Below are 11210 nucleotides of genomic sequence, written 5' to 3'. Positions count from 1 at the left end.
CGGCGGTCAGCCCGTAATGGCTCCAGACGCCCGCCGGCGTCACGTCGTGATAGATTGGCAGGTATTTTGTGCCCTTGCCGGCGGCGACTACGTGGAAACCGGTCGCGCGGGCCCAGTCCACCAGCTCGGCGGTCAGGGCCGGCTGGTCGCCATAGGCCAGCGAATAGACCACACCTGCCTTGCGGGCTTCCTCCGCAAGCAGCGGCCCCGCCAGCACGTCGGCCTCGACATTCACCATGACGATATGTTTGCCGGCTGTGATCGCCGCGCGGGCATGTCTGATGCCCACCGCCGGATTGCCGGTCGCCTCGACGATCACTTCGATATTGCCTGATGTAGCCTTCGCAGCATCGGCGGTGAAGGTGGTTGCCGCGATCCGCTCGGTGTCCCAGCCGACGGTGCGGCAGGCTTCGCGCGCGCGCTGCGGATCGAGGTCGACAATAACGGGTACTTCCAGCCCCGGCGTATGCGGCACCTGTGACAGAAACATCGAGCCGAATTTGCCCGCGCCGATCAGCGCCACGCGGACGGGTTTGCCGGCAGCAAGGCGGGCGTCGAGGAGGCGATGCAAGTTCATGGCAGGCAAGATTCCTTGTTCTCGTCATTCCGGGCGCGCCCTCTTGGCGCGAGCCCGGAATCCATACTCCGCAGTGGTGGTTATGGATTCCGGGCTCGACGCTACGCGTCGCCCCGGAATGACGGCTGATTTTATGGCCGGGCTTGAACTGGCCCTACTCCGCCGCCTGCCGGTGCGCCCGCGCCAGCCGCAGCAATGCGTCGTCGTCCACGGTCTGGATCGGCGAAAAGTCGCGGTGCGCGATATGTTCCGGCCTTGTCGGCGTGCGGATATAGTTCGAAACCGCATTCAGCGTCAGGTAGACGATCTTGCGCGGGTAGGGCGTGATGTTGCCGGCCGAGCCGTGCACCAGATTGCCGTGGAACATCAGCATGCCGCCGGCCTTGCCGGTCGGCGCAACGATGCCGCCTTCCCTCACCAGCCGGGTCACGGTTTCCTCGTCCAGCGTCCACAGCGGATAGGAGGTGGTCGCAAGGTCGTGCGAGGCCTTGAGGTCGCCGGCCAGCTGGCTCCGCGGCACCAGCATCAGCGGACCATTGATCGGCATCACCTCGTCGAGGAAGATCGCGATATTCATCGCGCGCGGCTGCGGCATACCGTCGTCGCGCTTCCAGGTGCCGTAGTCCTGGTGCCACTGCCAGACGTCGCCGGTGAACGCGGATTTGGCGTTGATCTTGTACTGATGCATGTAGACCTTCTCGCCGAAGATCTGCTCGACCGGATCGATCATGCGCGGATGTGCGCCAAGCAGGCCGAATGCCTCGTTATAGAGGTGGGCGGCAAAGGCGGTGCGAGGCGCGCCGCTCTTTTCGCGCCACACCTCCGGGCGCTTTGTGTCGTAGATGCCCTCCGCCTCGCGCGCCAGCAGCTCCACTTCCTCTCGGGCGAACAGTTCCGGCAGGAACAGCCAGCCCTCGCGGTTGAAATCGTCGATCTGCTGCTGGGTCAGCCTCATGGGTAGTTCCTCCTTGCGTTTCCAGGGCGGAGCCCCGTCTGTTTTGCTTGCAGAAAGATTAGCACCGGGGCTGCGGTTTACCAGCCCGCCCAAGGCGTGGCGGCATGACCAAATCGCCGGCAGAACCCCGCGATTGTCCGCTGCGGCAAACAGCAATGGTCCGACCACTGTCGAACCATCCGTGCATCTCACCAAGGTAGGGTGGCGGCAATGTCCGCTTCACTCCGAAAGCAATGCAATTGCTGCGTAGCAGCGGAATGTCTCGAAGTGCCGGAACGGGATATTCCAGCATCTAGACCACAGCCACGATTACGTGTGCCTGAATTTTGGCAGCAACCTGGCCGCTGCCATGTTTGTCTGCAATCGCGGATGCGGCGTAGTCGGTTGCAGCTTCCAGTTTTCCCGCGTCTCTGGCCTCGATCTCGTTGCGAAGAACAGTTCCCTGACAATAAGCAACGGCCGGAACGCGCGGCGAGGATGCACGGCTTTGTTCGGCCCTCGTCTCGATCACCACAAGGGAGAAACCTGCGTCCTCCAGCTCGCGACGGATCAGTGTCGTATCGTGGTAGCCGTGCGGCGTGCGTGCCAGAAAGCGCGGCGGATCGTTCGGAAAAATCTTTGCGAGAGCATTCGTCACATCATCCGCAAATACATTCTCCTCGATGCGATCCCATACGTTGAATAAAAAAAGTCCTCCGGGCTTCAGGACTCGCTTTGCTTCGCGGTAGGCAGATGAACGGTCGGGAAAGAACATCGCGCCGAACTGACAACAAACGCGATCGAAGGCCGCATTTTCAAACGGTAGAGCCATAGCATCCGCTTGGCGCCATTTGATCCGACTGTCGGGAGCCTGTCGCGAAGCGGCGTAGTCGAGCATCGGCTGGTTGAGGTCGGTTACGATATAGCTTGCGCCGGGGGACAGTTTTGGCGCCAATGCGCGGGTGACAACGCCGGTGCCTGCAGCAATTTCCAAAACGGCGCTTGGCGACAAGGACGCCGCTCGTTGTGCAAGATCTGCGGCGAACGGCTCGAAAATCAACGGCACCATATAGCGGTCGTAGTTTTCCGGAATCGAGCCAGCGAACACCTTGTCCGTTTCCAGCATTGCTATCACCTGCCGTCCGTTTGATGGCTCGGGATACTAGCATGTAATTGTCCGGCTTGGGTGGTTTTGGACCGAGAGGCGTCCAACTGCATATGCGGCTATGTCGGCTGTAGCTCCGCGAAACCGGAGGTAAAATTAGGCTGTTGGTGTCTATCATGACGGGCGTGGTGGGTTGATGATAGCGCCCGGCGGGTGATTCAAGCTCCCAGACTGGAGCCTCGAATCGTGCGCTACGAACTCACCGATCCTGAGTGGTCGGCCATCAAGCCGTTCCTGCCGAAATAGGCCGCGTGGCGTTCCACTGGTGAATGACCGCCGTGTCCTCAATGGCATCTTCGTCCGCGCCCTAGTCAGTCACTCCGCCAAGAACTCGAGCACGCTTCTGCAAAACTCCTGTGGCGCCTGTTCGAACATCCAGTGGCCGGCGCCCGGGATCATCGCGGTCCTCGATCCCCGAACGTGAGGCGCCAGCGCGCGGTGCACGGCGGCCAACGCGCCCCTGGTTTCGGCGCCGCCGATGAACAGGGTGGGCGTCCGGATCGATTCCGCGTCGGCCCTGCCATAGGGCAGGCGATTTTCGCCGACCTGGCCGATCAACGTAAACACGTTGTCGCGCAACTGCTGCTTCGGCGCGGCGGGCAGTCGCGCCCAGGCGCCTTCGCCTTCGATCCCGTCGAAGAAATTCTTCAGCGCGCCGTCGATATCGCCGGCTTTGACCTTCTCGGCGGACGCCATGATCCGCGCACCAAGCGCGGAAGGCGAGGATGGCGCAGCGTCGAGCGATGCATCGAGGTCGCCGCCGGGTTCCGCCAACACCTGTTTGCGAAGCAATTCCGGTCGCTGTTGCGCGATCCGGAACGCGATATGGCCGCCGCGGGAATGACCCATCAGGTCGATCGGCCTCGGCTCGATCTGCTCGATGAAGGCGATCACGTCGGCGACGTGCTGCGCCATCCGATAGTCGTCGCCGACGCCGTCCCACTGCTGCGGAAAGAAGTGCCTGAGACTGACGGAGATCACGCGGTGCTTCTTCGACAACGGCCCGAATACCGCGGACCAGGTGCGGAAATCGCCGAGCGTGCCATGCACGCAAACCAGCGGCGGCCCCGCACCGACCTCGAGATAGGCCATGTCGTAACCGTTGACGTGAAGCGTTTGCATGTTACTCCGCCAGGAAATTCAGCACGGTCTCGCAATATTTCTGTGGCGCCTGCTCGAACATCGGATGGGTGGCGCCCGGGATCATCGCGATTTGCGACCCCTTCACGTGCTTGGCCAGCGTATGCAGCACCTGCGGCAGCATGCCCTTGGTGTTGGCGCCGCCGATGAACAGCGTCGGGTTCTCGATCGCCTCTGCGTCGGCCTTGGAGAATGGCGGGCGGTTATCCCTGACCTGCCCGATCAACGTCATGGCGTTGTCGCGCAGCAGCTGCTTCGGCGTCGCCGGCAGCCGGGCCCAGGCGCCCGGGCCTTCCAGCGCGTCGATGAAAAACGACAGTCCGCCGTCGATATCTCCGGCCGCGATCTTTTCGGCCGAGGCCGCGAACCGCGCCGCGAGCGGGGAGGGTGCTCCGGGTTTGGCGGCCGGATCAAGCGTGGGGTCGAGCTCGCCGCCGGGCTCGGCCAGGATCAGCTTGCGCAACAGATCGGGCCGCCGCTGCGCGACGCGAAACGAGACGTGTCCGCCGCGCGAATGCCCCATCAGGTCGACCGGTCCGGCGTTGAGCTTCTCGATGAAGTCGATTACGTCGGCGGTGTGCTGGGCGATCGAATAGCTGCCGTTGTGGCCGTCCCAATGTTCGGGAAAAAAGTGCCGCAAGGACACCGCGATGACCCGATGCTTCCGCGTCAAGGGACCGAGAACCGGCGACCAGATCCGGAAGTCGCACAATGAGCCGTGCACGCACACCAGCGGCGGCCCGCCGCCGATGTCGAGGTAGGCCATGTCGTAACCGTTGACGCGAAGCGTTTGCATGGGGGCTCGGCGGGGTTGGAGGTCGGACAGGTCGGTGAATTGCACGAAAGGTGTCATACGCGGGCTTGACCCGCGTATCCATCTTGCCCGCAAAGAGTACTTTTTTCAAAGAAGATGGATCACCGGGTCAAGCCCGGTGACGACCGTTTCCCGGACCCCATTCGGTTGTTTTTCCGGGATAGCCCAAATACCTTCGGAATCCGGGTGGATCGCAACTATTTCCAAGCCTAGATTCAGGGCCGGCATCAAGCTCAGGCATGGAGCGAGAGATCGGGAGCCGGCCATGACGGATCAACATTTTGCAATTTTCGACACCGCGATCGGGCGCTGCGGCATCGCCTGGGGGGCGCGCGGCATCAATGCGGTGCAGCTGCCGATGGGAGCTGAGGAGAAGACCCGTGCGCGCATTCGTCAGCGTTATGGCGATATCGCGGAGGCGCCGCCATCGGCCGAGGTGCAGCGCGCGATCGACGGCATCGTCGAACTGCTTCAGGGCAAGCCGAACGATCTGTCCGACGTCGTGCTTGATCTTGACGGCGTGCCGGAGTTTCACCGCGGCGTCTACGACATCGCGCGCACCATCCCGCCGGGCAAGACCATGACCTATGGCGATATCGCCAGGCGGCTCGGCGGCGTCGAGCTGTCGCGCGATGTCGGCCAGGCGCTCGGGCGCAATCCCTGCCCGGTCGTGGTGCCCTGCCACCGGGTGCTGGCCGCCGGCGGCAAGCCGGGCGGCTTCTCCGCCAATGGCGGCGTCACGACCAAGCTGAAGATGCTCGCGATCGAGGGCGCGGTGGTCAACCACACGCCGAGCCTGTTCGATTGAGCTGCCTCGATCGGGGAGTTCGCGGCCCGCGCGTTCCGAAACCACGATCCAGGATCTAGCCCACCGCCTCGCAGGAAAATCCTTTGCCCCAGCGCCGGATCTTCCCCGTCGAGGGCGAAGGGAAATGCGCGGTGCAGCACAGCGTCTCGGTGCCGCAATAACGCTCCAGGAAATTGCGCCGCGTCACCGCGGCCTGCGCCTGGTCGACGTCGAATTTCGCCGACAATTCCGGATAGCGCGCCTGCAGCGGCGAGTGCATCAGGTCGCCGCTGACGACCGCCACATCCTTGCCCCGGCCGAAGGTGAGGGCGACATGTCCGGGGGTATGCCCCGGCGTCGGCAGGATGCGCGCGTGATCGCCGATTTCAAAATCGTCGCGCACGATCTCGGCCCGTTTGGCCTCGACCACCGGCAGCACGCTGTCGGCGAATGGCGGCACTTCGGCCTTGGCGTTCTGCTCGGTCCAGTAGTCGAATTCGCTCTTGCCGAAGATATAGCGCGCGTTCGGAAAGGTCTGCAGCCAGCGGCCGTTTTCCAGCCGTGTGTTCCAGCCGACGTGATCGACATGCAGATGCGTGCACATCACGTAGTCGATGTCATCAACGGAAAAACCCGCCGCCGCCAGCGCGCGCAGATAGGTCCCGTCGGTCTTCATGTTCCATTTCGGGCGCAGCGGCCGCGGCTTGTCGTTGCCGATGCAGCTGTCGACCAGGATGGTGTGGTGCGGCGTCTTCACGATGTAGGACTGGAAACAGAGTTTCAGCACGTCATTGTCGTCGATCGCGCCGGCCTCTCGCATCCACGCCCGGTTCTCCGACAGCAACTCGGGAGTCAGGTCGGGCAGCATATCCAGCGCCGGCAGGAAAGTGGTTTCCTGCTCGATGATACGATGGATGGTGAGCTCGCCGACGGTGAGCTTGAGACTCATGGCCGTTTCCTACTACGCCGCCGGCGGCAGCGAGATCTTCACCGAGGGCCGCTCCAGCATCTTCTGATGGAAGGCGTCGAGCTTCGGATAGGCCTTGCGCCAGCCGCAATCGGCAAAGCGGAAATCGGCATAGCCCAGCACGCAGGCAAGCGCGATCTGTGCGATGTCGAGCGGGCGCGACAGCATCTCCGCCTGATTCTCGAAGCGCGCCATGCCGTTCCAGGCGCGCGCCCAGTGATCGTCGGCCCAGGCCGGCCAGCGCAGCGGCTCCGGCCGCACCATCTTCTCGTAGCGGCACAGCAGCATCGAATCCAGCATGCCCTGCAGCATGGAATGGTCGCTCTTGACCCTCCATCGTGCGGGCCCCGACGCGGGGATCAGTTTGCCGCCGCCGGCGAGCTCGTCGAGATATTCTGTTATGACGTAGGAATCGAGGATGACGTCGCCATTGTCGAGGATCAGCACCGGCAGCTTCTTCAGCGGCGTGATGCGCGAATATTCCTCATTGGGCTGGCCCGGCACCACGGTCGCCGAGATGAATTCGATCTTGTCGATCAGGCCGAGTTCGATCGCGGCAATGCGCACCTTGCGGGCGAAGGGCGAGGCTGGGGAGAATGAGAGTTTCATGGGAATTTCCTTAAAAAGGGCTCCGAGAAGAACACCCGTCATTGCGAGCCAACGGGTCGCGCGTATGCGCGCCCGATGATAAACTCCGCGAAGCTATCCATAGAGCTGCAAAGTAAGTCTGGGTTGCTTCGTCGCTGACGCTCCTCGCAATGACGATCGTTTGTCGTGGCGCGTCCGGGACGCGCCGACGGGCGCGCCCGGAAGCTGTAAGCCTCACGCCGCGACGATTTCCTGCCGCTGCTCGCCGAGCCCCTCGATGCCGAGCGTGACGACGTCGCCGGCATTGAGAAATTTGGGCGGCTTCATGCCGGAGCCGACGCCGGGCGGAGTGCCCGTGGTGATGATGTCGCCGGGCAGCAGCGTCATGAATTCGGAGACATAGGAGACGATCTTCGCGCAACCGAAGACCATGGTCGCGGTCGAACCGGTCTGGCAGCGCTTGCCGTTGACGTCGAGCCACATCGACAGCTTCTGCACGTTCGGGATCTCATCCTTGGTCACGAGCCACGGGCCGAGCGGGCCGAACGTGTCGTGCGACTTGCCCTTGGTCCACTGACCCAGGCGCTCGAGTTGGAAATTGCGCTCGGAGACGTCGTTGCAGACGGCGTAGCCCGCGACGTAATTGAGCGCGTCGGCCTCGGAGACGTATTTGGCGCGGGTGCCGATGATGATGGCGATCTCGCATTCCCAATCGAGCTTGGTCGAGCCGCGCGGCTTCTCGACCGCGTCGTTGGGGCCGCACAGGCTGTTATTGGCCTTCATGAAGATGATCGGTTCGGCCGGGATCTGCATTCCCACTTCGGCGGCGTGGTCGCTGTAATTGAGGCCGATGGCGATGAATTTGGGCAGGCCGCCCACGGGGGAGCCGAGCCGCGGCGTGCCGCTGACGGCCGGGAGCGAGGCAGCGTCGAGGGCGGCAATCTTCGCCAGCGAGGCCGGCGAAAAGGCCTCGCCCGCGAAGTCCTTTACCTGCCCCGACAGGTCGCGCAATTGGCCCGATTTGTCGATCAGGCCGGGCTTTTCCTGGCCGACCGCGCCGTAACGAACAAGCTTCATTTCGTATCACTCCCTGGGGTGGTGGTTGCTTGGATGCTTCTTGGAACAGGGCGGGAGGAAATTCAACTGTCCCCCGCGCTGCCGGGCTATGCTCTGGGCATGATCTCAGGCCAGAACGGCTGGCTCGGATCGCGCTCTAAACGATGAATTTGAAGGCATCGCCGTCGCGCCCGATATGGCCGGCATTGAAATGCCCGCCGATCATCAGTGTCGGGGTATCGGCGAAGCGTCCGAACAATTCGCGCCGCGTCATCGCGGACTGCACGGGGTCGGAATCGGCGGTCGACGACCAGTCGAGATGCGCCATCTGGCACGGGTGATGGGCGACATCGCCGGTGAGCACGGCTTCCTCGCCGTCCGACCGGATGTGGATGCTCATATGGCCGGGGCTATGGCCCGGTGTCGGGATCAGGGTGATCTCGTCCGACAGCCGGGCGTCGCTGGGGACGAGGTCCGCCCTTCCGGCATCGACGACCGGTTTTACCGAGTCGCTGAAGACCGCGACCTTGTCCGGCTCCAGGCTATGGTCGCGCCAGTGCTCGTATTCGGTCTTGCCGAAAACATAGCGCGCATTGGCAAAGGTCGGTACCCATTGGCCGTCCACGAGTCGGGTGTTCCAGCCGACATGGTCGACATGCAGATGCGTGCACAGCACGGTGTCGATGCTGTCGGGCGCAAAGCCGGCCTCGCGCATGGTTTCGAGGAACGGGCCCTGCCGGTTGTTCCAGGTAGGCACGTTGCGGCCCTGTTTGCCGTTGCCGAGTCCGGTATCGACCACGATCCGGCGTGTCGGTGTCTGCACCACCAGCGTGTGGATCGACATTTTCAGCCGGCCCTCGTCGGTGGCGAAATGCGGAATGAGCCAGGGCAATTTCTGGATTTCCTCGTTGGTGGCCAGCGGCAGGATGAACCGCGTGCTGCCGACCGTCTCCAGCTCGACGACTTTCGTGATTTTGACCTTGCCCACTTTCCAGTACATTCGAGACGTCCCCTTGGCCCACGTTTCTTGGGGGCAAGATGCTGGTTCCGGCCGCGGCGCGCAATGGATCATCGGACCTGCCTGCGCGTTGACGCGGCACTCAGAAGCTAAGGAGCGCCTAGATGCCAGAATTAGCCATTTCGGCCGAAAAAATCGGTTTTTTGATCGAGAAAATGCGCGAATTCGACGTCAAGGAGGGGGTGTCCGACCCGGATTCCGGGTCGAACAGCGCCGACGACAATATGATCGACGTGCTCGAGGATAATGGCGACGATCCCGTGGTGCGCGAGATCACCGGCTTCATCAATGCCATGACCGACGACGAGCAGATCGACCTGGTCGCCCTGATGCGTCTCGGGCGCGGCGACGGCACGATCGAGGAATGGGACGATCTCCGCCGCGAGGCCGCCGAGGGCCACAACAAGCGCACCGCGAGCTATCTGCTCGGCGAACCCCTGGTCAGCGACTACCTCGCCGAGGGGCTGGATGCGTTCGGCGAGACCTGGACCGACGAGCGGACCACGCCGGTGCAGTGATCACCGCGCGCAGTCGACGATGACGGTACCGAGCTTGTCGCCTTTTTCCACCGCGAGGTGCGCCTGCGCGGTCTGCGCGAGCGGAAACTGCGCGGCGATATTGTGGATGCGTTTTCCTGCGGCGAGCCATTTTGAAATGTCCGCCTGCGCCGAGCCGAGCAGCGATGGCGGCAGCGCGTACAGCACCAGCGCGCGCAAGCTGATGCATTTCTCCATCAGCTCGCGCATCGGAACCACCGGGTTGCGGTTGCCGTTGGTGGCATAGACGGCAATCGTCGAATTCATCGCCATCAATTTCAGCGTGGTGGCGAGATTGCCGCCGAAGTCGACGTCGACCACGCGATCGACGCCGCGCCGTCCGGTAAAGGTCATTACTTTCGCGACGACATCCTCGGTCCTGTAATTGATGACGAGATCGGCGCCCGCAAGCCGCGCCTGCTCCGCTTTTGCGGCCGAGCTGACGGTAGCGATCACCTGCGCGCCGCCGCCCTTTGCCAGTTGCACGGCATAATGGCCGACCGCGCCGGCGCCGCCGGTGACCAGCACCGTCTGGCCGACGATCGTTCCGTCGCCGAACAGGCAGCACCATGCGGTCATGCAGGGAATGCCGAGCGTCGCGCCGGCCGCGAACGACACATCGTCGGGCAGCGCCGTCACCAAATGCTCGGTCAGCACGATATATTCTGCCGCGGTGCCGAAGGCGCGGCCGTTGCGCTGGCCGTTGAAGAGCCAGACCCGCTGACCGGGCTGAAACCGCGTCACGCCAGCGCCGACCTGGTCGATAATGCCGGCGCCGTCGCTGTTGGGGATCACGCGCGGAAACTCCATCGCGCGATAGCTGCCGGCGCGGCGACCGACATCGGCGGGATTGACACCGGAGGCTTCGAGGCGGACGCGGACTTCGCCCGGTCCGGCCTCCGGTGTCGGCATCTCGCCGTAAGTCAGCACATCGGGCGCCGCGCCCGTGCGTTCGTACCAGACCGCCTTCACAGCGTGCCCGGGAAGGCGCCGCCGTCGAGCAGGATGTTCTGGCCGGTGATGAATCCCGCCTTGGCGCCGCACAGAAATGCGCAAGCCTGGCCGAATTCCTCGGGATCGCCGAAGCGTCCGGCCGGATTGAGCTTGGCGCGCTCCGCCAGCAACTGGTCGACGGTGATGCCGCGCTTCTCGGCGTCCATCTTCGCCACCGGGCCGCGCAGCCGGTCGGTATCGAAGGGGCCCGGCAACAGCCCGTTGATGGTGACGTTATTGATTACGGTCTTGCGCGCGATGCCCGCGACAAAGCCGGTGAGGCCGGTGCGTGCGCCGTTGGACAGTCCCAACACCTCGATCGGCGCCTTCACCGCGGCAGATGTGATGTTGACGATCCGGCCGAACTTGCGGGCCATCATGCCGTCCACCGTTGCCTTGATGAGCTCGATCGGCGTCAGCATGTTGGCATCGAGCGCCTTGATCCAGTCATCCCGGGTCCAGTTGCGGAAATCGCCGGGCGGCGGACCGCCGGCATTGTTGACCAGGATATCCGGATCGGGACAGGCCTTGAGGACCGCTTCGCGGCCGGCCGGGGTGGTGATGTCACCGACGACTTCGGTCACGGTTACGCCGGGGCTTGCCTTGCGTATCTCGGCGGCGGTTTTCGCCAGCGC

General features: G+C 63.6%; 13 protein-coding genes. 2 read left to right on the top strand and 11 right to left on the bottom strand.

Annotated elements, in window-relative coordinates:
* The 5 genes from QZ213_RS17075 to QZ213_RS17055 all read right to left on the bottom strand — a co-directional run.
* Positions 1–577: Gfo/Idh/MocA family oxidoreductase (locus QZ213_RS17075; RefSeq protein ID WP_291687265.1), on the bottom strand; the 577-nt coding region annotated here is incomplete at its 3' end.
* 154 nt (positions 578–731) lie between these two features.
* Positions 732–1532, bottom strand: a complete 801-nt coding sequence (locus QZ213_RS17070) for a phytanoyl-CoA dioxygenase family protein (protein WP_291687264.1) — start codon at positions 1530–1532, stop codon at positions 732–734.
* Positions 1533–1824: 292 nt separating this feature from the next.
* Positions 1825–2637, bottom strand: a complete 813-nt coding sequence (locus QZ213_RS17065) for a class I SAM-dependent methyltransferase (protein ID WP_291687263.1) — start codon at positions 2635–2637, stop codon at positions 1825–1827.
* A 354-nt stretch (positions 2638–2991) separates the two neighbouring features.
* On the bottom strand, positions 2992–3798 hold the full coding sequence (locus QZ213_RS17060; RefSeq protein WP_291687262.1) for an alpha/beta hydrolase: 807 nt from the start codon (positions 3796–3798) through the stop codon (positions 2992–2994).
* 1 nt (position 3799) lies between these two features.
* Positions 3800–4612 (bottom strand): alpha/beta hydrolase, encoded by an 813-nt coding sequence (locus tag QZ213_RS17055; RefSeq protein ID WP_291687261.1) that lies wholly within the window; start codon positions 4610–4612, stop codon positions 3800–3802.
* Between the two features lie 283 nt (positions 4613–4895).
* Between QZ213_RS17055 and QZ213_RS17050 the strand changes: the two genes are divergently transcribed.
* Entirely contained in the window at positions 4896–5438 is a 543-nt protein-coding gene (locus tag QZ213_RS17050; RefSeq protein ID WP_291687260.1) for a methylated-DNA--[protein]-cysteine S-methyltransferase, read from the top strand.
* A 55-nt stretch (positions 5439–5493) separates the two neighbouring features.
* Here the strand turns inward: QZ213_RS17050 and QZ213_RS17045 are convergent, their stop codons facing one another.
* The 4 genes from QZ213_RS17045 to QZ213_RS17030 all read right to left on the bottom strand — a co-directional run bounded on the left by QZ213_RS17045 (position 5494) and on the right by QZ213_RS17030 (position 9028).
* A complete protein-coding gene (locus tag QZ213_RS17045; protein ID WP_291687259.1) occupies positions 5494–6366 on the bottom strand; it encodes an MBL fold metallo-hydrolase in 873 nt (290 codons plus the stop codon).
* Positions 6367–6378: 12 nt separating this feature from the next.
* Positions 6379–6993 carry a glutathione S-transferase family protein gene (locus tag QZ213_RS17040; RefSeq protein WP_291687258.1) on the bottom strand — a complete coding sequence of 205 codons (615 nt, stop codon included), beginning with the start codon at positions 6991–6993 and terminating at the stop codon, positions 6379–6381.
* A 213-nt stretch (positions 6994–7206) separates the two neighbouring features.
* Complete coding sequence (locus QZ213_RS17035; RefSeq protein WP_291687257.1) at positions 7207–8049, bottom strand: fumarylacetoacetate hydrolase family protein; 843 nt, start codon at positions 8047–8049, stop codon at positions 7207–7209.
* Positions 8050–8185: 136 nt separating this feature from the next.
* Positions 8186–9028, bottom strand: a complete 843-nt coding sequence (locus QZ213_RS17030; RefSeq protein ID WP_291687256.1) for an MBL fold metallo-hydrolase — start codon at positions 9026–9028, stop codon at positions 8186–8188.
* A 122-nt stretch (positions 9029–9150) separates the two neighbouring features.
* On the opposite strand from QZ213_RS17030, the gene QZ213_RS17025 reads away from it, so the two are divergent.
* Complete coding sequence (locus tag QZ213_RS17025) at positions 9151–9564, top strand: DUF3775 domain-containing protein (RefSeq protein WP_291687255.1); 414 nt, start codon at positions 9151–9153, stop codon at positions 9562–9564.
* On the opposite strand, the gene QZ213_RS17020 is transcribed toward QZ213_RS17025, so the two are convergent.
* Positions 9565–10554, bottom strand: a complete 990-nt coding sequence (locus tag QZ213_RS17020; protein WP_291687254.1) for an NADPH:quinone reductase — start codon at positions 10552–10554, stop codon at positions 9565–9567.
* On the bottom strand, positions 10551–11210 hold a 660-nt coding region (locus QZ213_RS17015), incomplete at its 5' end, for an SDR family oxidoreductase (protein ID WP_291687253.1). The genes QZ213_RS17015 and QZ213_RS17020, both read right to left, overlap by 4 nt.

The organism is Bradyrhizobium sp. (assembly GCF_017881085.1).
GTDB lineage: Bacteria > Pseudomonadota > Alphaproteobacteria > Rhizobiales > Xanthobacteraceae > Bradyrhizobium.
The sequence above is the reverse complement of the archived record's forward strand: the minus strand, read 5'-3'. Positions and strand labels throughout refer to the sequence as shown.